The sequence below is a fragment of the Caldimonas mangrovi genome, assembly GCF_023721835.1.
GTDB lineage: Bacteria > Pseudomonadota > Gammaproteobacteria > Burkholderiales > Burkholderiaceae_C > Caldimonas > Caldimonas mangrovi.
The window spans coordinates 89,734-111,689 of record NZ_JAMKFE010000003.1 but is presented as its reverse complement, the minus strand read 5'-3'; the positions used below and the strand labels follow the sequence as shown (position 1 = coordinate 111,689).

The following is a 21,956-nucleotide window of genomic DNA, read 5'->3' as shown; positions in this document are numbered from 1 at the left end:
TCGTCACTGCACCGATTGCAGGGCCTTGAACATCCATTCGGCCCTCACCCAATCCTCGATCGTGTCGATGTCTTGCACCCGATGCCGGGGCAACATCACCGGAGCGGCTGCTTTCGAAAAGATGGGCTGCGCCGAACCCCAGGCAGCGGCGCGTCCCCAATAGAACTGCCCTGCGTCGTGGAAGGCTTCTTCGAGGTCTTGCGAGCGCGTATTGAAGTGCTGAGGCTCGAACATCTCGACCCTGCCTGCGGCAGTGATCCGAATCGCGCGTTGAATGGGAAAGTCGTAGCTGGTGACCGAGAAGGCGTAGTCCGCCGCGGTCGCCTGCAGCGTCTCCCACCCGCGCTGCAAGTCCGACGCTGTCACGAAAGGTGCTGTGGCGTAGATGCAGCAGGCGGCTTCGATCACATGGCCCTGCTGCTCATGCCACTGCACTGCATGGCGAATCACGGGAATCGTGCCGGTATGGTCGTCGGCCAACTCGGTTGGCCGCATGAACGGCACGGTTGCCCCCCACTGACGCGCGACCTCAGCGATCTCGTCGTCATCGGTCGATACCATCACATGATCGAAGCACTCGCTGCGGATTGCCGCGTCAATGGACCACGCGATGATAGGCTTGCCGCAGAACGCCTTGACGTTCTTGCGCGGAATCCGCTTGCTGCCCCCCCGGGCAGGAATCACCGCCAGTCTCATGAACTCAGCGCTCCCTGCAACGCACGAACGACCTCGCTCTGCTGCTCGTCGGTCAGGGTCGCATACATCGGCAGGCTGATCGCCTCCGCGTAATAGCGCTCCGCCTCGGGAAACTGCCCTTCCACAAAGCCGAGGCGCTGGTAGTAGGGCTGGGTGTGCACCGGGATGTAATGAAGGTTGACCCCGATACCGTTCGCACGCAACGCCTCGAACACCTGCTTGTGCGTCCCTGTGCCAGGGCCCGCCTTGACGCGTACGACGTATAGATGCAGCCCGGAATGGCCATCCGGGTGTTGCCACGGCGTCGTGACAGGCAGTCCCTCCAGAAGTGCGTCGTAGCGTCTGGCCAGCTGATGGCGACGCTCGATGTAGCTGTCCAGCCGCCGCATCTGGCTCAGGCCAAGCGCAGCCTGCAAGTCGGTCATGCGGTAGTTGAAGCCGAGTTCGATCTGCTGGTAGTACCAGGGCCCGTCTGGCGCATGCGTCATCTGCGCCGCATCACGCGTGATGCCATGGGTGCGCAACAGCGCCATCTTGTCCGCCAGGGGGCGATCGTTCGTCGTCACCATGCCGCCTTCAGCGGTGGTGATGATCTTGACCGGATGGAAGCTGAACACAGTGATGTCGCTATACCGGCAGTTCCCGATGGGCTCGCCTTTGTAGCGGCCACCAATGGCGTGCGACGCGTCTTCGACGATCTTGAAGCCGAAACGTTGCGAAAGCGCGTGCATCGAAGCCAGATCGCACGGCTGGCCGCACAGATGCACAGGGACGACGACTTTCGGCAACCGACCAGCACGTTCGGCCTCGACCAGCTTGCGCTCCAGCGCCACCGGGCAAAGGTTGTAGGTGCGAGGGTCGATATCGACGAAGTCGACCTGTGCCCCGCAGTACAAGGCGCAGTTGGCCGATGCAACGAACGTGATCGGACTGGTCCACAGCCAGTCACCGGGCCCCAGGCCCAGAGCGAGACAGGCAATGTGCAATGCCGAGGTTGCGCTGTTGACCGCCAATGCATGCTCGACGCCGCAGTATTCGGCAACCGCTTGCTCGAACTGCGGTACCGCCGGCCCTTGGGTCAGGAAGTCCGACCGCAGCACCTCAACCACGGCATCCACGTCTTCCTGACGGATGTCTTGCCTGCCGTACGGAATCATCAGATCGCTCCGATCTTGGCCCGGTTCTGCTCGATCCAGCGCGTGAGCGCTTCCGGCTTCATCCATTCGGGGTTGTTGTCGCTCGCGTAGACAAACCCCTCTGGCACTTTCTTGCCGCCGTTGATGCGGGACTCACATTCGTTCCATTTGTGGATGGCCGGGAGGATCTTGAAGTGCTCGGGGTACTCGTAGGTGTAGTAGGCGTCTTCGGAGCCGATCATCTGCTCGTGCAGTTTCTCGCCGGGGCGAATGCCGACCATTTCGAGTTTGGCTTCGGGCGCAATCGCCTTGGCCACGTCCACCACCCGCATCGAAGGGATCTTCTTTACATAAATCTCGCCGCCTTCCATGTCGTCGAAAGCGTGCCACACCAGTTCAACCCCCTGTTCGAGCGAGATCATGAAGCGTGTCATGCGTTCGTCGGTGATGGGCAACACCCCCTTGTCCTTGATGGACAGAAAGAACGGGATCACCGAACCGCGCGAGCCCATGACGTTGCCGTAACGAACCACGGCGAACCGCGTATCGTGCCCTCCCGCATAGGAATTGCCGGATACGAACAACTTGTCGGAGGCCAGCTTGGTGGCACCGTACAGGTTGACTGGACTGCTGGCCTTGTCAGTGGACAGCGCGACCACACGCTTGACCTTCTTGTCGAGGCAAGCGTCGATCAGATTCATGGCGCCCAGCACGTTGGTCTTGACGCATTCGAACGGGTTGTACTCTGCCGTCGGGACGATCTTCGTAGCAGCCGCGTGGACAACGTAATCCACGCCGTCGAGCGCGCGATACAAGCGATCACGGTCACGTACATCGCCGATAAAGAATCGCACGCGTGGGTCGTTCTCGAATTTCTTCGCCATGTCCCACTGCTTCATCTCGTCGCGAGAATAGATGATCAGCTTCTTGGGGTTGTACTTGGCGAGGGTCATCGGCACGAAGGTGTTGCCGAAGGAACCGGTACCGCCGGTGACGAGAATGGTGGAGTTGTGAAGAGTCATGAAATCGGAACCTCCGTCAGATACTGCGTTTTGTGAGTTGCAGAGTCCTCAAGGTAGAGGTTTCTAGCAAGATTGTTGAAATATGGGGCGATGAAATCGGTGTATGTGCGATCGATGCTCGCAAAGCACCGGGCGTAGCCCAAGAAGTTCTCTCTCAACTGATCACGGGCAAACCCAATCGCAGCCTCGGCTGCCTTTTCTTCCGGCTCTAGCGAATCCTGCACGAACGCCTGAATACAACCAACCTCCATCCCGGGCGTTGAAGCAAACCCGTACGATCGCACATCCTCCATCAACAGCACCGATGGTTTTCTCCGGCGAAGAAATGCCACATGGCCATGTAAACGATAGCCGATATGGAAGTCGATCGAATCGTAGATATTGAGGTTATCGACGCTCCCATATAGGTGAAGTTCGGAGAACCCCAAGCGAGTAGCTTGCGCTGCGAGCTGAAGAGAATGCCCGTTGGGACGGCTATGAAAGGCGACATACAGTTTCGCATCCTTGAAGTGCTCCTTCAAGAGATGCATTAGCCTAAGAGACTGATGGGCATATTTCGGATGGTGTCCGATCGTCACCACAATCGAAGAAGGCTCCGCACTGCCCGTGAACTCCTTGCCGACAAGCGTTTCGTCAAATAAGGCCAAATCCCCGGAATAGACTGCAGCGATGCCATTGTTCTCAAGAATACGAACGATCGATGCATCTCTACATGGCAACGGGCCGAACCTCGTCGCCATATTTCGCAAAAATGAAACCGTGTCGTTTCCGTAGCGAAAGGCATTAAGTGGCTTGCCTGGAATCAAAGGCGTTTGAAAGCTGCAGCCAACAGGGTAAAAATGCGCGAGGCGATCTAGATCGGCGTACAGACTGTACAGGTTGCGATAAACGCCCTCGCTAACGGAGAACCCCGGCGCCAAAACGCTATCCGCCTTGTGGTGACCCAATGTGTCCAGATCGAACTCTCGGTACAGCACCTTTGGTGAATATTCCCTATATCTGGCCTGGAGAAGATTCAGTGCGGAGAACGCAATAAGAGCGTCTCCGACATTGGCGGATCGCTGCTCGGGAAAGGTTGTAAGCAGAATGTTCACGCCGCGCACTTCCAAAACAAGCGTCTGGGCCCCCAATCTGCGCCATCGGCCAAGAGTGGATGCTCGGCGAGCATTTTTGCTGCCGCCTGTGCGACCGACTTCTTGTCACCCAGTCGATTCCCTTCGACGTGTGTGATCGACCGGTGCCACACATCATGGAGAGTTCCCGGCCTCTTACGCCAGTGAAGTTCCGAGGAGTTTGATAGCAACAGCGTGGGACGACCAAGCGCTCCTGCAAGTTCCACCACAGTAGTAGCGGGTGCAATGACCAAATCCAGACAAGTCATTAAGGCGCTCACACCCTCAAGATCGTTAAATTGATCCAAATCGGGGAAGTTGATTACCCGACCTGGATACTTGCGCTCAAGATATGCAAGCTCGGCCGAGCACTCGTCGTACTGCAAATTTACGAACTGCACGTCCTGGCGTTCAAAAAGCGGCTCCAACTCTTCGACTGATAAATAGTGCTCGCTCCTCGAGTAGGTAGTGAGACTGCTACGCCAACTCAATCCTACAAGAGGCTTCTTGGCCCAGGGCGTCAAACGGTCACGCCAGCGCGACACGAGTTTCGCGTCAGCTCGTAAATAGGGCGATCCTTCGAACGTCTCGTATCCTCCAACCACATCGCCTAGAGCGTCAGTAGTCAGGATAACGTGATTCGCATTGTTTGCGAGAGCCCACCCGGTATTGTCAAAAAACGTATGCAAATCTGATCCGGGCAACCTGTCGAAACTGGTGTAGTCGGACAACCAAGCCAAGCTTCTAATGCGAGCCACTGGGACGAATGTCAACTCTGGATACGAGCGACGAAGCAATGGATAAAGACGCGGATCGGCGGTGAATGTAACATCCGCCTCTCCACATTTATATTTCATTTCCCGGTATTTGCTGGAAAACCGAATTTCGTCGCCAGGACCAAAAAAGGCCACTACGAGAACACTCGTGTTTGCCCGCTTTGGCAATTTATCCAACGATTGAACATATCTATCTCCGACATATGCCCGAATCGTCTTATGAGCTCGCATCTTGCGGAAGCTCAGGTAACTGCTCTTGATGTCGCCCAGCCCCAATGCCACTTTTCGATAATAGATATCGCCGACATCTATATCCCTCGCCGCTGCATCGTTCAGCAGTTTCTTTCCCCACGCATAGTCATTTCTGACTATCGCCACGCGGAGCGCTTCTCTACATAGCTGTAAACTCGGCCGCTGTTCCAACAGACGGGAGATCAGATTTTTGGCTTCATCTAGCTTCCCTTGGAAGCTATAGGCGGCCGAGAGCGCCAGGCAATACTTCTGGAGTTCCCCATTGGCAGGTATATACGACAGTAGAGTATGTTCGGCCAGATCGGGTCTTTGCGATGCAATCAACGCTCGCGCCCTAGCAATCGGGCTCCCAACATCTTCGGCTTCGTTAGCGGCGACAAATGCATCAGCGTACGGGAGCTCCCCGAATCCTCGTTCTAGAACGTCAGTGATCGAAGGAACTGATTCGGCAAACTGGGGGTTGACCGCACATGCTCGCGCCATCGCCTCGATAGCGGCGGGCGGATCAGGCACCAGTGCCGCGCTTTGTGCTTCCAGAACATGAGCACGGCCAGCCTTCCAAGAAGGTTCGTAACGGTTGAAGAATTTGAGCAACGCAGCAGCTGACGAAAAGTCGAACCGGAGCCGAGCGATCTCTGCGATGCTCGTCAATACATCACCGGTGACGACGCCAGATAGCAGGAGGCGGTTCAGCAAACGGTACGCATCATCCAGATTGCGATGCCGGAGTTCGAACTGCGCCAGTTTGAATACTTGAGCTTGCTTGCTTGCTGGAACCGCGAGTTGTGTCTCCTTCGGCAGCAGGTATGGCACATCGAAGGCCAAGTGCATGAGCGCCTGCCTCGCCCCTTCGTGATTGCCACCTTGCTCGCAGTACCAGGACATTTGCTCGATAACCGCGGCGTTCTCGGTGATCGCGTGCAGATCAGTCAATAGCGCGCCAAAGTGCTCCGGCTTGATGCATCCCCGCAGTTCACCGAGAAAGGAATCGAGGGCCAGCGTATTCTTCAATTTCGCGGCGAGCAGGTATGCCATTGACCGCTGGAAATGATCTCCATGGCAGCCCGCGAATATTCGCTGCAGATGCAAGATGGGCGTGAGTTTCTTGCCGTATTTCTTGATCAGTGTCGGGAACACTGTCGGCCGAAGCGCTACCGGCCAGTGTTCGGACGTCAGCAGTATTTCCGGACCGGCGTTTTCCGCAAGCTGGCGGTTAAGAGCCTCGCGACGCTGCGCCGTGACCGAGAGCATTGCCGCCAGACACCCGCGGACCGGATCGTCGAGGTTTGCGAGGTAGCGTGGGTAGAGCAGGTACGCCGCGCAGAATAATTTTTCAAGGGTCAGCTTCCGGGACCGACGCGGAACCTGTGTCCGGTCGTCGGTCAGGCCCCATCCGGCATAGAAGGGCGCGCCGACTACGGTTACCGGGAGGCCATGCACAAGTGCTTCGAATCCGCTGAGCGACGTTAGCGTATATACATGATCGACAGCCCCGAACAGGTCGGCGAGCATGACGTCTTCCGTCAGCACACGGCATATCTGCTGCAGTGTCTCAAGCGTGTGCGTATTTGACCGAAACCCTTGCGCTACGTCTGGATGGGGCCGGTAAACGATCTCGGCACCCGCGTTCTCCTCCCTGGCCAGTTGAATCAGCCGTAGATTTGTCCAACCTGGGCCTAGCCCGTGCAGGATGGACGCGTCGTCTTCCACTTGCCCCACGACAAGGACACGCTTCCGAAGCCGCAGACCCAGGACATCGTTTGCAGATCTCAGACTGCCGAGGTTGTACTTGCTTAGTCTGAGGCTGCGCATGATCTTCAACAGCGAACCAGCCGCGGCCATCAGCTGCGGATTCGCGTCGAAATCATGGTGGTTCAACAATTCCTCCAGGTCTGACGGTTTGGAGGCATCGAAATAGATGCCGCGCTTGTCCAGCGCCAGGGAAAGCGGAACTGTGTGTCGACTGCCCAAGTCGGCGGAACGCAGGAAACCGTCCTCCATGCGATACACGGGTATGCCGCGCGCCTGAGCGAAGTCCAGCGCCTTGTTGTGCTCGGTCATGCCCCATACGACGAACGCAGGTTCGTTGAGCGAGCTGAGCGAAGGCTGCAACAAGTGCCAAGGCGTGTTGCCACGCACGTAGGCCACGCGATACTCTGGCAAATAACGGGCGGCCACTTCCCGCTTCCAGGGCGCGAAGCCCCATAAGACTGCGACCGGCTTGTCAGGACACTCGGTCCAGTTGCTGCCATGCAGCTCGAACCGCTCGAATCCCGGCACACCGGTTATCGGCTGCGCAGCCGGCGCGGCCGGCGCGGCCGGCGCGCTGGCCGCGGCTCGCTTCACCCTGGGAGCTGCCTTGCGCTGCACACCAAGACGCGCCCACACAGCACGCAGCAATCTCGCATCAAGAAAGAATTGCTTCGGATCTCGAAGCAGTTTCCTCAGTTTTCTGTTCACGTGGGTCTCCGTTCCGTGTCGAACGCTTGCGATGAAGCGGGCTCACAGGCCCAGCAGCACCTTGGCGGACACCGCAATCTGATACAGGATCTGCGTGATGCCACGGGTCAACTCGACGCTCTTGGCTTCGATCTTCGGCAATACCATCACCTGGTCGCCCGGCTGGAGGCGAGCATCCGAGTCGGCCGCCACGCTGCCGTCTTGGTGCAGGACCACAACTTTGGCTTCGTCCGCACCCTGCGTGTAGCCACCGGCGCGGGCGATGTAGTCCTGCGTCGTGGCGGAAGCATCGTAGACGAGCGCGTTCGGGAACAGCACCTCGCCACTGACGAGCACGAGGTTGCTCTGCTCGGGCACGTGTATGGTGTCCCCGTTCTCGAGCAGCGTCTCTTGCGCGTCTTGTCGGTTCGCGAGGATGACTTGCCCTTTGGGCTGGATGGTCCGAGCACGTTCAATGAACTTGAGGATGTGCTCGGCTTCACGGCTGCGCAGCGCAGCCTCCTCGCTGGTGGCGCTGCGGGCCGTCAAAGCGTATGTTTCCAGGCTGCGCAGCGAAGCTTCCAGCATTTCCTTCTGCTGCATTGCCACAGATTGGCGGAACAACTGCGCGCCGGCAACGTTCGCCTGGGGTGGTGGCTTCAACCGTGCCAACGCATCTCGCAGGCGTGCGCCGTAGGGCATGACCAGCGTTCGCTCACCCAGATGCGCTCCTTCGATGCGCACGAGAATGGTGCCGGGATACTTATCGGAAGTCACCGTCAGTTCGTCGCCGTTCTGTATCGTGACCTGACTCGCGGCCGATAAAGGGTGGTACTCGCTGCGTTGCTCGGCCCCCAGCTTGCGCACGATGCTCATGTGCGTGGCGCCGGCGCGCGGGCGCGCCAGGTTCAGCACTTCGGTGGCCGGCACGCTGTCCTGTCCCAGTTCGAAGATGTAGGGGTTGAGCACCTCGCCGCCCACTTGCACGGTGTATTTGCGTGGGTACGCAACCACCGTGTCCCCGTCTTGCAGCTGGACGTGCTCGATCTGTCCGTCAAGCAGAAACCGATACAGATTGAACTTGGCACGCACCTTGCCATCCCGCAGCACGTCCACTTCCAGGTAGCTGCCGCGCGCCGGGTCGATGCCTCCAGCTTGGTCCAGGTAGTAGAGCACCGAGTCCGAGGACAACCCACCGTACAGGCCAGGCGCCCTCACGAACCCCGTGACGTAGACCTTCACCGGCTGAGCAGCGCCAAGCGCAGCGTACACGCCGACATTGGAGCGAAACACTCGCTTGACCTGCTGCTCCACCCGCGCGTTCAGTTCACTATTGCGCACGCCTTGCACCTGAACCGGCCCTACGTTCGGGATGAAGATGTTGCCTTGTGGGTCAACGGCCTGCGCAGCGTCGAAGTTGAATGCGCCCCACATGCGGACATTGATCTGGTCACCCACGGTGACCTGGTAATTGGGGTTGAAACCAGAGAACGGCACGGCACCGAACCGACCGGTAAAGATCTGCGAACCGAACATGACTGGCTGCGCCGAACTGGAAGGGTCGGGCGGAAGAGGGCTCAACGAGTTGACGGCCTTGTGGACCGGCTTCTGCTCGGTTGAGCCGTACGAGGCGCCGGTCGCTGGCGGTCGCGGCTCCTCTTTCCGAGGGGTCGAGGTGGTGTCGGTGAGCCCGCGTGGACTCGTATTCAATGGGTCCACGAAGGCTTGTGCTCGCGCGAGCAAAGGAGCACACAGCAACAGGAGAATCAGCATCCGGCCTGCGCCAGGGAGTAGTGAGGTGAACTTCATGCCGGTCAATCCTGGTGGTCGCGGATGGTGGCGACGACAAGCCGTGCAACCCCATACAGCAGGCAGCACACGATAAGGAGCGTGATCAGGTTGTAGACGCGCCGCGGGTACTCGGCAATCTCTGGCTTTGCCGGAGACTCGATGACAACCAGGCTTTTGATCTTGCGGGTCGCGTCAATACGGGCGTTTTCGACCGCAGACAGCGCCAGCTTGTAGGCGTCTTCGGCGAACCGCGCCTGCAGCATCAGATCACGGAATTTTGCAGCAAGCTCGTTGAGCCGCTCGCTGCTGTTCCCAGTGGTGCTGCGTTTGCGCTCGGCGTCGAGTTGCGCGCGTAACGCAGCGACCTGCCCCTTCAGCGCCTGCACCTGGTAGGCGTCTTCCTGAAGAAAGCTCCGCAAGTTGCGCAGCTCCGCCTCTTGCCGCGCGAGGGTCGACTGCAGTTCGGCCACCAGTGCGCCGCTGGCCTCGGCCTGGGCGGTCGGGTCAAGCAGCTTGTGCTTGTTTTGGAATGCCAGCACCTCTGCCTTGCTGGTTTGCAGCCTCTGGGCAGCGTGCTGGAGCTCCTGCTCGGCGAAACGCATCTGCTCGCGTGCAATGCGATGCGAGAAGGCGTTCACGAAGTTCTCGCTCTCCTCGATGATCGCCTGCGCAACCTGTTGTGCATATTCCGGCTCGAAGCCTTGAACGCGTATGGTGAGCAACGACGACAGGTCATCGAACAACACCTCGACCCGTGCGCGGTAATACTGGAGAAACCACTCCTGGCTGGCACCACCGTACAGCCGGTAGATCGGGTCGAGCTTTTCGGACTCGTAGTGCGCGCGCAGGTTCAGGCGAGCATCGAGCCGTTTGAGCATGTCGAGAGAGTGCACATACTGCTGCAAGTACAGCGTGTCTTCACGGGAGGGCGGGTTGACTCCCCCCAGCAGCATCGCCATGCCCGGGATGTTGGCAGAGGCGTCTTGGCTTGCCTGCCGAACGGTCAGAGTCACGGAACTCACGAACCGATCGGCCGCGATCATCGGGTAATAAATCACCGCGAAGATCATCGGGAGCGCGATCATTCCGATCTTGAGGCGCCTGGGTGTCAGCCAGTAGATGAACTTCATCATGAGCGAGCCGCCTTGATCTGCCCCTGGTATTGGGCAATACCGGCCTCGACGTCTTCGTACAGCACCGCTTGCCCTCCCTCAACCAGCACGACAACGTCGCAATATTCACGTATGTCGTTCATGCTGTGGGACACCAGAATCATCTTGGAGTTGCTCATTCTTTCCTTGAAGGCCTGTTTGCTTTTGCGCTTGAACTGCGCATCGCCGACAGCCATGGCCTCGTCGATCAGGTAGTAGTCGAAATCAAATGCCATGCTGAGGCCGAAGCCAATGCGCGCCTTCATGCCGGATGAGTACGTTTTCATCGGCATGTCGAAGTACTCACCGAGTTCGGCGAACTCCTCGACGAAACGCACCTTTGCCAGCATGTCCTCGTGCGAGGTGCCGTAGATCCGACACACAAACTTGCAGTTGTCGCGCGCACTCAGCGAGCTCTGGAATCCGCCTCCCAGGCCGAGGGGCCAGGAGATGTTCACGTCGCTTCGAATTTCGCCGCGATCGGGCACATCAATGCCTCCAAGCAGGCGCATCAAGGTCGACTTGCCGGCGCCGTTACGCCCGATCAGGCCGATGCTCACGCCATCCGGAAATCTGAAGTTGAGGTCGCGGAAGATATAGCGACGCCCATGCGGCGTCGGATACGACTTGGTGACGTCGTGCAGTGCGATCATGCGAGCGCCCCGCTACGCCACGGTGAGCAACCGGTCCCGGCGCACGCGGTACAACGCCATGCCGAAAAAACCGAAGACCACCGCCAGTCCTGCCGGATAGCTGAGTGACACCCCCTGCAGCGTACGGTACGACGGAAAAAAGCAGGCGCGCGACAACTCGATCAGGTGCAGCACCGGGTTCCACAGCAGCCATGCCTGCGCGTCAGGCGGTAGCCGATGGACTGAGAAAATCACGCCCGAGCCTAAGTACAGAGGCATGCCGAACAGCATTCGGATGAAGACGCGTGCCTTCGGAAAGTCATCGGTGCCGACTGCGAACAAAAGCCCCAACGAAGCCCCCAGGAGCACAAGCACCAGGCTCACGCCGATGAGTTCGAGCGGCCGCACGGGGATGACATGAAAACCTAGCCATCCGAGGACCCCGAGGACCACCAAGTAAACCAGGCTGCGCAAGGTCACCTCAAGCAGGGCACGCGTTGCGAGGGCATCTATCGGCTTGACCTGGCGGTAGTTGAACAACCCTCGATTCGAGTCAATGGCGTCCATCAGGCGCACCGACAAGTCCTTGAAGATGAAAAAGGGCATCAGGCCCGTGATCAGGAATACCGGGACGTCGATACCCGGAGCGCTGATGCGACGCAGGAACGTCACCAGCATCATCAGCAGCACGACGTGGACCAAGGGCTCGAACAGCAGCCAGAACCCACCCAACCATCGCCCTCCCACGCGCGTCTTCAACTCGCGCACGAAAAGTGCAAACAGCACCGCCCGCTGGATCTGCCAGGGAGTGCGCTTGGGCATGAGAGAGACGGGCATTCAGTACGAGGGAGCCTTTGGAGCCAAAAAGCAAGCCGTCTCGTCAGGCGGTGCGCCAGCGGTGACGGCTTCGAAGCCCTTCAGGGCAACCTGTGATTATATTTTCGGTGCCGCCTGGATGCCCCCCCGAACGAGTGTTTACCGAGAGGTTTTTCCTGGCCAACCCAGCGCGGGCCATTGATTCAATCTATTGAGCGAGGTTTGGTGATCTCGATGACCATCGAGATGCCCTGTGTTTCGCCGCTCGCCCGACACTGCGGTTCACGCCCCTAAAATCCCCCGCACCTCGGCGTTCTCGAATGATTTCTCCCTACCCCATGGCCCGCACGCTTCCTTCTTCGTCCCCCCTGGCGGAGGCTTTCGTCCGCTTCTCCGTCGAAGCGGGCGTCCTGCGCTTCGGCGAATTCAAGACCAAGGCCGGCCGCCTGAGCCCGTACTTCTTCAACGCCGGGCTGTTCAACGACGGTGCCACGTTGGGCCGGCTGGCCGAGTTCTATGCGCGGCGGCTGCTGGAGTCGGGCATCGAATTCGACATGCTGTTCGGCCCGGCCTACAAGGGCATCACGCTGGCGGCCGCGGTGGCGATCGAGCTGGCGCGGCTGGGGCGCAACGTGCCGTTCGCCTACAACCGCAAGGAAGCCAAGGACCACGGCGAGGGCGGGGTGCTGGTGGGTGCACCGGTGCAAGGCAGGGTGCTGATCATCGACGACGTGATCTCGGCCGGCACCTCGGTGCGGGAGTCGATCGCGATGATCCAGGCCGCCGGGGCCACGCCGTGCGGCGTTGCCATTGCCCTGGACCGACAGGAAAAGGCGACCGAAAACGGCAACGATGCGCCATATTCGGCGGTCCAGTGGGTGGAGCGACAGCTCGGCCTGCGTGTCTGCGCGATTGCCACCCTGACGGACTTGTTGCAGTATCTGCAATCCAGCGCCGACGCCCAGCTGGGCACGCATTTCGCAAGCGTGGCGGCATACCGCGACCGTTATGGGGTGTAGCGGCAGCGCTGGAAGCGAACACAACAGACCGATGAGACTGGCCGGGGTGACACTGAAACTGATGCAGTTGGCGGGCACGGCAGGGGCCGCCGCTGCGCTGTGCCTGCCGGCCGCGGCGCAGGGCATCTACACCTGCACCGACGCAAAGGGCCGCAAGCTCACGTCCGACCGGCCGATCATCGAATGCCTGGACCGCGAGCAGCGTGTGATGAACAAGGACGGCTCCACGCGCAGCGTGCTGCCGCCCAGCCTGACCGCCGAAGAGCGCGCCGAGCTCGAAGCCAGGGAGCGCCGCAAGGCGCAGGAGCGCCTGGCCCAGCAGGACGCCATCCGGCGCGACCGCATGCTGTTGGCACGCTACCCCACCGAGGCCGAGCACCGCCGCGCCCGTGAAGCGGCCCTGGACGACGTGCGCAACGCGGTCACCAACTCGCAGGCGCGTATCGCCGAGCTGGAGAAGGAACGTCGACCCTTGCTCGACGAGGCGGAGTTTTACAAGGGAAAACCCTTGCCGGCCAAGCTGAAGCAGTCGATCGAGTTCGTCGACGTGGCGGTTGACGCGCACAAGACGCTGATCGCGAACCAGCAGGCCGAGATCCAGCGCATCAACTACATCTTCGACCAGGAGCTGGAGCGCTTGCGCCGGCTGTGGGGCGGTGCGTCGCCGGGCACACTGCCGCCGCAGGCGGACGAGACCGGCGGTGGCCGCTCGGGCGGTGGCACCCGGGTGCGCTGACCGGCTGCGGCGGCCCGCGGGTCAATCCACCGCGACCGCCCGCCGCGCGTTGTCGATGTCGATGTAGCGCCAGAAGTCGCGCGCGAACGGGTGGGCCCGGTACCCGACCACCCAGGGGTGCACGAGCGTCGTGCCGATGCGATGCGTGTGCACCTTGTAGGGCATGTAGGCGACCAGCATCTTCTTGGCCCGGGTCATCAACTCGAAACGCTCGGGCGTGTCGGCCATGCGGTGCTGCTGCTCGTAGAGGGCGTTGAAGGCGGGCAGGTCGAAGCGGGCGTGGTTGCCTGAACCCTTGTTGGGGCCGTACGCGATGGACAGCAGGTCGTCGCCGTCGGGCACGGTGGCGCTGAAACCCACGCCCCACATCATCAGCTTGCCGGCGCGCGACAGCTTCAGTTGCTCGGGCCACTTGGTCACGCGGAAGCTGACGCGCACGTTGATGGCGTCCATGTTCTTCTTCCACAGCTCGTTGAACTCGCGCGCCAGCGAATCAGGGCCGCTGATGACTTCCAGCACCAGCGGCGAGCCGTCGGGCAGGTCGCGCCAGCCGTCGCCGTTCTTGTCGACGTAGCCGTACATGTCGAGCAGCGCGCGCGCCTTGGGCACGCTGTGCTCGCTCATCTCGCTGCGGAAGTCGGGGTCGTAGCCGAAGGTCATCGGCGGGATGGTCGACTGGGCCGGGATGGCCTGGCCACGCCGCACCAGGCGGATCTCCTGCTCCACGTCGATGGCCAGCGCAATGGCGCGGCGCAGGGCCACCTTCTCGGGCGTGTAGCCGCCCACCACCGGGTGCTCCATCTGGAAGTAGGTGAGCGTGACGTCGGAGCCGAGCGAGCGGTCCATGCGGATGCCGCGCTTGGCCAGGTGCGGCGCCAACTCGCCGTTGGGCACGGCGACGTTGGCGAATTCGAGCGGCACGCCGACCAGGTCGGTCTCGCCGTTCAGAAAGGCCAGCCAGCGCGGCTGGGATTGCTCGATGACGGACACCTCGATGCGGTCGATCAGCGGCAGCCGCTTGCCCTGCATCCGCTGCGCGATCTCCTGGCCGACGGCGTCGTCGGGCGCGGGCTGGGCGTTGAACGTTTCTACGCGGAAGCCGGGGTTGCGCTCCAGCACCATGCGGGACGACCGCCGCCACTGCGTCAGCCGGTAGGGCCCGGTGCCGACAGGGTGCTCCACGATGGCGTCGCCGTAGGCCTCGACCACTTCGCGCGCGACGGCACCCAGGGTGGCGCCGTCGGACAGCACGAACTGGAAGCGCGGGCTGGGCTCGGCCAGCCTGATGCGGAAGGTGTAGCGGTCGAGCGCCCGCAGGCCGGCCACCTCGGTGTCGTAGGGGAACGGCCGGTGGTGCTTCGTGACCTGCTCGCGCAGCGCGTCCATGCCGACGATCTTGGCGTTCTGCAACACGTAGAGGGTGGGGCTCTTCCAGCGCGGGTCGTAGTGGCGCTTGATCGAGTAGACGTAGTCGTGCGCGGTCAGCTCGCGACGGCGGCCCTTGAAGGCAGGGTCGTCGGCAAAGTAGATGCCCGGCTTGATGCGGACGGTGAAGGTGGTGAAGTCTGCCGACACCTCCGGCATCGCCGCGGCGGTCTGCGGCACCAGCCGGGCCGGGCGGGCGAGGTAGTCGTAGGTGAGCGGTGCCTCGAAGATGTGCGCCGCGATGATGGCCGAATACAGGTCGGAGATCTGCGCCGGGTCGAACCCGGTTTCGGCGACCGCGAAGGCGTACTTCAGCACCTTGGGCTCGGCACTCGCGGGGGTTTGTGCCGGCACCGCCGCAGCGCCGCACCACAGCGTCACGGTGAGCAGCAGGGCGAAGCGGCGGCGTCCCAGCATCGGGTTCTCCATCGGGGCAGCAAAGCTGAGTCGAGCATACGCCTGGCGTTTGGTTCCGGCACAGGGGTTGCTGCAGCAGGGGGCACTTGCCCCAATAGGGCGTGCGGGCAGAGGCCGACTAGACTGCCCCGCACGCACACCCCCCACGCACACCGCGAGGACGCCCCCGGCCCATGGCTGCCTACCTGCTGCGACGCCTCTGGCAGATGATCCCGACGCTGGCGGGCGTGGTATTGCTGGTGTTCTTCCTGTTCAAGGGCTTCGGCGGCGACCCGGCGGAGATCCTCGCCGGCCTGGCCGCGACGCCGGAGCAGATCGCGGCGATCCGTCAGCAGCTGGGGCTGGACCGCCCGGTGCTCGAGCAGCTGTGGATCTTCGTGCGGCAGATCCTTTCGTTCGACTGGGGTCGCAGCTGGGCCACCAACGAGTCGGTGGCATCGTTGTTTGCCAGCCGGCTGCCGGCCACGCTGACCATCATGCTGCCGCTGCTGGTCCTGGAGGTGATGCTGGCCGTGCCGCTGGCACTGGCGGTGGCCGCGGTGCGGGGCAGCCTGACCGACCGCGCCATCATGATCGTCACGACGGTGGCGATGTCGATCTCGTTTCTCGTCTACGTGATCGTCGGGCAGTGGCTGTTCGGCTTCAAGCTGGGCTGGTTTCCGGTGCAGGGCTGGACCGATTCGGCATGGACCAACCTGCGCACCTATGCACCGCTGCCGGTGCTGCTGGCCGTGGTGGTGTCGCTGGCGCCGCAGACGCGCCTGTACCGCAGCTTCTTTCTCGACGAGATCGACCAGGATTACGTGCGCACGGCACGCGCCAAGGGCCTGGGCGAGCGGACCATCCTGCTGCGGCACGTGCTGCGCAACGCGATGATCCCCATCCTCACCCACATCGGCGCCGGGCTGCCGGGCGTGTTCGTGGGCTCGTTCCTGATCGAGGTGTTCTTTTCCATCCCCGGCCTGGGGCGCGAGGTGCTGCTCGCCGTGAATCGCAGCGACTACCCGGTGATCCAGGCCGTGACCATCTACCTGGCGGTGCTGACGATGCTGATCAACCTGGCGACCGACGTGCTGTACAAGCTGGTCGACCCGAGGGTGGTCCTGAAATGATCCGCTCCCGCAGCGCCTTCGGTGCTCTCCCTCCAGGGGGCGCCGCCAGCGGACCGGCAACGCCGGATCCGCGGCGTCCGCTGGCCCGGGCCGGCGTCATGCCCAAGGCGGCGACACGACAGGCACGGAGTCGTTTGCCGTGAACGCAGCCACTCAGACCGCTTCATTTGGGACAGCCTCCGCCGAGAGCGTATGGGCCCTGGCCTGGCGGCGCTTTCGCGGCGACCGGGTCGGTATGGCGGCGCTGGCGGTGGTGGCGGCCTTCCTTGCGCTCATCCTGCTCGCCGCCGTGGGGCTGGTGGCCAGCGGCTGGCAGGCCGAGGTGGGCGAGCCCTACGCCCGGCCCGGCTTCATGGGGCCGGCGCCCGCCGAGCCCCGGCAGGCGGTGCCGGTGCCGCAGGGCCCGGCGGCCGACCTGTCGGACGTCGACCCGCTGGCGCCGCGCTACGAGGAGTGGGCCGAGCGCGCGTCCAGGATCGAGAGCAGCGAGCCCCAGCGCGCCGCCACCCTGCCGCTCGGCGGCGACCGCATCGGCCGCGACGTGCTGGCCAAGGCGATCAAGGGCGCGCAGATCTCGATCTTCGTCGGCGTGCTGGCCGCCGCGGTGGCCACCGCGATCGGCACGGTGCTCGGTGCACTGGGCGGGTTCTTCGGCGGCAAGGTCGGCGACTTCCTCGAATGGGTCTACAACGTGTTCACGTCGATTCCGGGCATCTTGCTGATCTTCGCGTTCGCCGCCGTGTTCGGCCGCGGCGTCGGCACCGTGGTGCTGATCCTCGGGCTGACCGGCTGGACCGGCGTGTACCGGCAGATGCGCGCCGAGTTCATCAAGCACGCGGTGCGCGACTACGTGCGGGCGGCACAGGCCATCGGCGCGGGACGCCTGTCGCGCGTGTTCCGCCACATCCTGCCGAACGTGAGCCACGTGGCGCTGGTGCAGCTGTCGCTGCTGGTGGTGGGCTTCATCAAGGCGGAGGTGATCCTGTCCTACCTGGGGCTCGGGGTGCGGGTGGACCAGGTGTCCTGGGGCACGATGCTGAGCGAGGCGCAGAACGAAATGCTGCTGGGCCACTGGTGGCAGCTGGCCACCACCACGGCGTTCATGGCGGTGTTCGTCACCGCGTTTTCGCTGTTGACCGACGCATTGCGCGATGCGCTGGACCCGAAGCTGCGGGGGCTGGAGTAGGTGTTGCTCGAGATCGACGACCTGCGCGTGTCGTTCCGCATGGAGCGCGGGGCGCTGGTGCACGCCGTGCGCGGCGTGAGCCTGCAGGTGCCCGAGCACCGCACCGTGGCGCTGGTGGGCGAGTCGGGCTCCGGCAAGAGCGTGACGGCGATGTCCATCGTCAACCTGCTGCCCGAGAACGCGCAGCGCGAAGGTCGCGTGCTGTTCGAGGGCCGCGACCTGTTGCAGGCCACCCGGCCCGAGTTGCAGGCACTGCGCGGGCGCGAGATCGCGTGCGTGTTCCAGGAACCGATGACCTCGCTGAACCCGGTCTTGACGGTGGGCCGGCAGATCGCCGAGCCGCTGGTGCGGCACCTGGGTCGGTCGCGCCGCGAGGCCTTGGCCCAGGCCGAGCACCTGCTCGACGAAGTGGGCCTGCCCGACCCCAAGCGCCGGCTGCACGCCTACCCGCACGAGCTGTCCGGCGGCCAGCAGCAGCGCGTGATGATCGCGATGGCGCTGGCCTGCGGCCCCAAGCTGCTGATCGCCGACGAGCCGACGACCGCACTGGACGTGACCATCCAGCGCCAGATCCTGGAGCTGCTGGCGCGGCTGAAGGCGCAGCACCGCATGAGCATGCTGTTCATCAGCCACGACCTCGGCGTGGTGGGCGAGATCGCCGACGAGGTGGTGGTGATGCGCCGGGGCGAGGTGCGCGAGCAGGGGCCCGTGCAGCGCATCTTCTCGGCGCCTCGGGACACGTACACGCAGGCGCTGCTGTCGTGCCGGCCCGCCCTGGCATCGCCGCCGGCGCGCCTGGCGGTCGTCGACGACCACATCGCCCAGCGCGTCAACACGACCCCGGCGAAACCCAAGGACCCGGACGCGCCGGTGGTGCTGGAGGTGCGCTCGCTCGCAAAGAGCTTCTGGCTGCGCGCCGGTGTGTTCGGCCGCCGCGAGTTCAAGGCCGTGCAGGGCGTGAGCTTTCAGCTGCGCCGCGGGCACACGCTGGGCGTGGTCGGCGAGTCGGGCTCGGGCAAGACCACGCTGGGGCTGACGCTGTTGCGACTGCACTCGGTTTCGAGCGGGCCGGTATCGGGTGCCGCCAGCTGCCACACCCCGGCGGGCGAGGTCGACTTGCTGGGGCTGAGCGAGTCGCAATGGCAGCCGATGCGCCGGCGACTGCAGATCGTGTTCCAGAACCCGTACGCCTCGCTGAACCCGCGCTTCACGATCGGTCAGACGCTGCTGGAGCCGATGCAGATCCACCGCATCGGCAGCGATGCGGCCGATCGCGAGTCGCGTGCACAGGCGCTGCTGTTGAAGGTGGGCCTGGACCCCTCGGCGATGCACAAGTACCCGCACGAGTTTTCCGGCGGCCAGCGCCAGCGCATCGCCATCGCACGCTGCCTGACCTTGCAGCCCGACGTGCTGGTGCTGGACGAGGCGGTCTCGGCGCTCGACGTTTCGGTGCAGGCGCAGGTGCTCAACCTGCTGAAGGACCTGCAGGACGAGTTGGGGCTGGCGTATCTGTTCATCAGCCACGACCTGGCGGTGGTGCGCTTCATGGCCGACGAGGTGCTGGTGATGAAGGACGGGCAGGTGGTGGAGCAGGCGGGAGCCGCGGAACTGCTGGCCGCGCCCCGGGAGGAATACACCCGGCGCCTGCTGGCCGCCGTGCCGGGCGGGCTGGCGCGGCGGGCCGACACGGGCGCGGCATGAAGGCCGCCACCGTCGTTGGGCTGCTGTTGGCAGCGCTTGCAGCCCACGGCGCCGATGAACCCGGCTCCGGCTGGCGGCTCAACCCCTTCGGCGACCCCTTCGTGCAAGCCACCCAAGGCCTGCCCGGATGCCCGGTGCCGCGCGGCCCCGCCTATGACGCGGCCGGCATGCGGCAGGAAGCACACCAGCGGGCCGAGCGAGGAACCACTTGCTGGCTGGAGAAGAAGTGCGCCGAACCGAACGCCTACCGCTATGACGCCGGCATCGCCGAGCGAGCGCTGGAGGCCGTGCGTGCCGACGCGCGTTTTGATCGCAGTTCGGTGTGGATCACGGTGCAGCGTCGGTTCATCTACCTGGAAGGTTGTGTCGCCAGCGCGGCGCAGGGGGTCGCTCTCGAGCAGGCGATGCAGGGGGTGGCAGACGTGGATCGAGTGCTCCCTCTGCTCATCACCGGCACCCGAGCGCCGCCGCCCTACCCGGTGACGGGGAAGCTGCCGCCATAGAACGCGCTGATGCAGCCCCACGAGCGAGGACCACGTCCTGCTTGGCACGACGACGAACACGCGGTCATCGTGTACCGGCATGCGCTGACGCGCCCCCCGTCACGCCCGAGGCGGCCCGCGTGACCGCCTTTTTTGCTTCTGATACATACCTGGCGGCAGCCATGGCGACCGCGCCATGCGAGACAATGTCTGCCGCGGCCCGGGACGATGGCAGTGGGTCGACCGCTCTTGGAGCGAGGGCCCGACGCAAACCCGACGAACGGCGCTTGAAACTTCGCACGATCGTGCTAAATTTGCCTGCATGGAAGCCAAGACCGGCCGCAGCGAACTCACGCGCGCGGCCATCCTCGATACCGCGTTGCTGATGGCAGCCGCCGAAGGCCTGGAAAGCCTGACCATCGGCGAGCTGGCCAAGCGGCTGGGCATGTCCAAGAGCGGCGTGTTCTCGCGCGTCGGCTCGCGCGAAGCGCTGCAGGCCGCGGTGATCGAGGAATACGACCGCCGCTTCCTGCAGGACGTGTTCGTGCCCGCGATGCGCGAGCCGCGCGGCCTGCCCCGGCTGAATGCGATCACCCGCCTTTGGCTCAAGCGCGTGCAGGAAGTCGAGATGCGCACCGGCTGCATCTACTGCGCCGGCGCGTTCGAGTTCGACGACCGCGAGGGCCCGCTGCGCGACCTGCTGCTCGACGGCGTGATGCGCTGGCGCGCGACGCTGCGCCGCACCGTGATCCAGGCCATCGACGCCGGCCATCTGCGCGCCGACACCGACGTCGAGCAGCTTGTGTTCGAGATCGACGGCATCTTCATCGCGCTGATGCGCGACGCGCGTTTCCTGCGCGACCCGCGCGCCGCCGAGCGCGCCTGGAAGGCTTACGAGCGGCTGGTGGCCGCCCACTTGACCGCGCCTCCCGCTTCTGAAAGCTGATGCCATGTTTTCCGTGTGGCACCCACGAGGTGCACTTCGTCGACAAACTTCGCACGATCGTGCGAAATAGGAGAGAACCATGTTGATCGTTCTGGGTTTGATCGTGCTCGGCGCCGCGGTGCGCCTCGGTTTCGTGACCGCCGCCCTGGTGCGGTCGGTGCCCCGCCGCAACGCCGACTTCGGTCTCGTGTGACGGCCACTGAAAGGACCACCAGATGAGCGACGCCGCTGCCACCACCTCTACGCTGGCCACGCCCACCGCGCGCAGCTTCACCGCCAACCGCCTGTTCCCGATGTTGCGCGCCGGCCTGCGCACGGCCGAGACCTTCAGCCCCACCTCGGCCGCCGCCCGGGTCGCGGCGCGCGTGTTCTGTACGCCGGTGCCGACCAAGCTCGCGACACGCCACTTCCGACCGCCGACCGGGGTGCGGGTCGAGTCGATGCCGTTCGAGAACGCGTCGCTGACGCTGTACCGCTGGCCGGCGCCCGCCGATGCTCCGATGGTGCTGCTGACGCATGGCTGGGGCGGCTGGGGGCTGCAGATGGCACCGTTGGCGGAAGCGCTGGCCGAGCGGGGCCTGGCGGCGGTGACGGTCGACCAGCCGGGGCACGGCCGCAGCGGCGCCTGGCACAGCACGCTGGCGCAGTTCGCCCGCGCGCTGGGTTACCTGGGCGACCGGCTCGGGCCGCTGCGCGGCGTGGTCGGGCATTCGATGGGCGGCTCGTCGGCGGCCGTCGCGCTGTCACGCGGGCTGGCTGCCGAGCGCCTGGTGACGATCGCCTCGCCGACCGACCTGGTGCAGGTGACGCGCGACTACGCGAACGCCTTCGGGCTGCGCGAGACCACGCGGCAGGCGATGGTGCGCTACCTGGAGGCCCGCGAGGCGGTGGTGTTCGAACAGATGTCGGCGCACCGCACCGCCCCGCGGCTGGCGCAGCCGACGCTGGTGGTGCATGACCGCGCCGACACGGCGGTGCCGCTGGTCGAGGGGCTCAAGCTGCAAGCGCTGCTGCCGCAGGCCGAGCTGATGCTGACGGACGGGCTGGGGCACCGGCGGCTGCTGAAAGAGCCAGCCGTCACGCAGCGGGTGGCGGCTTTTCTGGCCTGA

Annotated in this window: 18 protein-coding genes; 8 read left to right on the top strand and 10 right to left on the bottom strand. The window is 63.7% G+C overall.

Annotated elements, in window-relative coordinates; genetic code table 11:
- Positions 1–3: 3 nt before the first annotated feature.
- Genes pseF through M8A51_RS05595 form a run of 9 tightly spaced genes read right to left on the bottom strand, consistent with a single transcriptional unit; the run spans position 4 to position 11,829 of the window.
- The gene (gene pseF, locus M8A51_RS05635) at positions 4–696 is read right to left on the bottom strand and encodes a pseudaminic acid cytidylyltransferase (protein ID WP_251777203.1); all 693 of its coding nucleotides are present in this window, start codon (positions 694–696) and stop codon (positions 4–6) included.
- The gene (gene pseC, locus M8A51_RS05630; protein WP_251777202.1) at positions 693–1,853 is read right to left on the bottom strand and encodes a UDP-4-amino-4,6-dideoxy-N-acetyl-beta-L-altrosamine transaminase; all 1,161 of its coding nucleotides are present in this window, start codon (positions 1,851–1,853) and stop codon (positions 693–695) included. Before pseC ends, pseF begins: the two co-directional genes overlap by 4 nt.
- Positions 1,853–2,854, bottom strand: a complete 1,002-nt coding sequence (gene pseB / locus M8A51_RS05625) for a UDP-N-acetylglucosamine 4,6-dehydratase (inverting) (RefSeq protein WP_251777201.1) — start codon at positions 2,852–2,854, stop codon at positions 1,853–1,855. The genes pseC and pseB overlap by 1 nt, the downstream gene beginning before the upstream one ends.
- The gene (locus M8A51_RS05620) at positions 2,851–3,948 is read right to left on the bottom strand and encodes a polysaccharide pyruvyl transferase family protein (protein WP_251777200.1); all 1,098 of its coding nucleotides are present in this window, start codon (positions 3,946–3,948) and stop codon (positions 2,851–2,853) included. The genes pseB and M8A51_RS05620 overlap by 4 nt, the downstream gene beginning before the upstream one ends.
- Positions 3,945–7,454, bottom strand: coding sequence for a capsular polysaccharide export protein, LipB/KpsS family (locus M8A51_RS05615; protein ID WP_251777199.1), 3,510 nt, complete (start codon positions 7,452–7,454; stop codon positions 3,945–3,947). The genes M8A51_RS05620 and M8A51_RS05615 overlap by 4 nt, the downstream gene beginning before the upstream one ends.
- A gap of 42 nt (positions 7,455–7,496) precedes the next feature.
- Positions 7,497–9,242, bottom strand: coding sequence for a polysaccharide biosynthesis/export family protein (locus M8A51_RS05610; RefSeq protein WP_251777198.1), 1,746 nt, complete (start codon positions 9,240–9,242; stop codon positions 7,497–7,499).
- A 5-nt stretch (positions 9,243–9,247) separates the two neighbouring features.
- On the bottom strand, positions 9,248–10,357 hold the full coding sequence (locus M8A51_RS05605; RefSeq protein WP_251777197.1) for a capsular biosynthesis protein: 1,110 nt from the start codon (positions 10,355–10,357) through the stop codon (positions 9,248–9,250).
- Positions 10,354–11,028 carry an ABC transporter ATP-binding protein gene (locus M8A51_RS05600; RefSeq protein ID WP_251777196.1) on the bottom strand — a complete coding sequence of 225 codons (675 nt, stop codon included), beginning with the start codon at positions 11,026–11,028 and terminating at the stop codon, positions 10,354–10,356. The genes M8A51_RS05605 and M8A51_RS05600 overlap by 4 nt, the downstream gene beginning before the upstream one ends.
- A gap of 12 nt (positions 11,029–11,040) precedes the next feature.
- Complete coding sequence (locus tag M8A51_RS05595; RefSeq protein ID WP_251777195.1) at positions 11,041–11,829, bottom strand: ABC transporter permease; 789 nt, start codon at positions 11,827–11,829, stop codon at positions 11,041–11,043.
- 332 nt (positions 11,830–12,161) lie between these two features.
- Between M8A51_RS05595 and pyrE the strand changes: the two genes are divergently transcribed.
- Both pyrE and M8A51_RS05585 read left to right on the top strand, forming a co-directional pair.
- On the top strand, positions 12,162–12,842 hold the full coding sequence (gene pyrE / locus M8A51_RS05590) for an orotate phosphoribosyltransferase (protein ID WP_251777194.1): 681 nt from the start codon (positions 12,162–12,164) through the stop codon (positions 12,840–12,842).
- A 31-nt stretch (positions 12,843–12,873) separates the two neighbouring features.
- On the top strand, positions 12,874–13,578 hold the full coding sequence (locus M8A51_RS05585; RefSeq protein WP_251777193.1) for a DUF4124 domain-containing protein: 705 nt from the start codon (positions 12,874–12,876) through the stop codon (positions 13,576–13,578).
- A gap of 21 nt (positions 13,579–13,599) precedes the next feature.
- On the opposite strand, the gene M8A51_RS05580 is transcribed toward M8A51_RS05585, so the two are convergent.
- Positions 13,600–15,420, bottom strand: a complete 1,821-nt coding sequence (locus tag M8A51_RS05580) for an ABC transporter substrate-binding protein (protein WP_251777192.1) — start codon at positions 15,418–15,420, stop codon at positions 13,600–13,602.
- A gap of 173 nt (positions 15,421–15,593) precedes the next feature.
- Between M8A51_RS05580 and M8A51_RS05575 the strand changes: the two genes are divergently transcribed.
- The 6 genes from M8A51_RS05575 (at position 15,594) to M8A51_RS05550 (ending at position 21,956) form a co-directional block, all read left to right on the top strand.
- Positions 15,594–16,532: an ABC transporter permease gene (locus M8A51_RS05575; RefSeq protein ID WP_251777191.1), complete on the top strand. Its 939-nt coding sequence runs from the start codon at positions 15,594–15,596 to the stop codon at positions 16,530–16,532.
- A gap of 139 nt (positions 16,533–16,671) precedes the next feature.
- Positions 16,672–17,718 (top strand): ABC transporter permease, encoded by a 1,047-nt coding sequence (locus M8A51_RS05570; protein ID WP_407062207.1) that lies wholly within the window; start codon positions 16,672–16,674, stop codon positions 17,716–17,718.
- A gap of 39 nt (positions 17,719–17,757) precedes the next feature.
- Complete coding sequence (locus tag M8A51_RS05565) at positions 17,758–19,419, top strand: ABC transporter ATP-binding protein (RefSeq protein WP_251777556.1); 1,662 nt, start codon at positions 17,758–17,760, stop codon at positions 19,417–19,419.
- Complete coding sequence (locus tag M8A51_RS05560; RefSeq protein WP_251777190.1) at positions 19,416–19,922, top strand: BON domain-containing protein; 507 nt, start codon at positions 19,416–19,418, stop codon at positions 19,920–19,922. The genes M8A51_RS05565 and M8A51_RS05560 overlap by 4 nt, the downstream gene beginning before the upstream one ends.
- Before the next feature lie 301 nt (positions 19,923–20,223).
- A complete protein-coding gene (locus tag M8A51_RS05555; protein ID WP_251777189.1) occupies positions 20,224–20,847 on the top strand; it encodes a TetR/AcrR family transcriptional regulator in 624 nt (207 codons plus the stop codon).
- 215 nt (positions 20,848–21,062) lie between these two features.
- Positions 21,063–21,956, top strand: a complete 894-nt coding sequence (locus tag M8A51_RS05550) for an alpha/beta fold hydrolase (protein WP_251777188.1) — start codon at positions 21,063–21,065, stop codon at positions 21,954–21,956.

Excerpts from the sequence above, each read along its gene's own strand:
- M8A51_RS05605 (WP_251777197.1), bottom strand. The coding sequence starts at position 10,357 with ATGATGAAGTTCATCTACTGGCTGACACCCAGGCGCCTCAAGATCGGA.
- pseC (WP_251777202.1), bottom strand. The coding sequence starts at position 1,853 with ATGATTCCGTACGGCAGGCAAGACATCCGTCAGGAAGACGTGGATGCC.
- pseB (WP_251777201.1), bottom strand. The coding sequence starts at position 2,854 with ATGACTCTTCACAACTCCACCATTCTCGTCACCGGCGGTACCGGTTCC.
- M8A51_RS05550 (WP_251777188.1), top strand. The coding sequence starts at position 21,063 with ATGAGCGACGCCGCTGCCACCACCTCTACGCTGGCCACGCCCACCGCG.
- M8A51_RS05575 (WP_251777191.1), top strand. The coding sequence starts at position 15,594 with ATGGCTGCCTACCTGCTGCGACGCCTCTGGCAGATGATCCCGACGCTG.
- M8A51_RS05600 (WP_251777196.1), bottom strand. The coding sequence starts at position 11,028 with ATGATCGCACTGCACGACGTCACCAAGTCGTATCCGACGCCGCATGGG.
- M8A51_RS05610 (WP_251777198.1), bottom strand. The coding sequence starts at position 9,242 with ATGAAGTTCACCTCACTACTCCCTGGCGCAGGCCGGATGCTGATTCTC.
- pseF (WP_251777203.1), bottom strand. The coding sequence starts at position 696 with ATGAGACTGGCGGTGATTCCTGCCCGGGGGGGCAGCAAGCGGATTCCG.
- M8A51_RS05555 (WP_251777189.1), top strand. The coding sequence starts at position 20,224 with ATGGAAGCCAAGACCGGCCGCAGCGAACTCACGCGCGCGGCCATCCTC.
- M8A51_RS05595 (WP_251777195.1), bottom strand. The coding sequence starts at position 11,829 with ATGCCCAAGCGCACTCCCTGGCAGATCCAGCGGGCGGTGCTGTTTGCA.
- pyrE (WP_251777194.1), top strand. The coding sequence starts at position 12,162 with ATGGCCCGCACGCTTCCTTCTTCGTCCCCCCTGGCGGAGGCTTTCGTC.
- M8A51_RS05580 (WP_251777192.1), bottom strand. The coding sequence starts at position 15,420 with ATGCTGGGACGCCGCCGCTTCGCCCTGCTGCTCACCGTGACGCTGTGG.
- M8A51_RS05560 (WP_251777190.1), top strand. The coding sequence starts at position 19,416 with ATGAAGGCCGCCACCGTCGTTGGGCTGCTGTTGGCAGCGCTTGCAGCC.
- M8A51_RS05565 (WP_251777556.1), top strand. The coding sequence starts at position 17,758 with ATGGAGCGCGGGGCGCTGGTGCACGCCGTGCGCGGCGTGAGCCTGCAG.
- M8A51_RS05585 (WP_251777193.1), top strand. The coding sequence starts at position 12,874 with ATGAGACTGGCCGGGGTGACACTGAAACTGATGCAGTTGGCGGGCACG.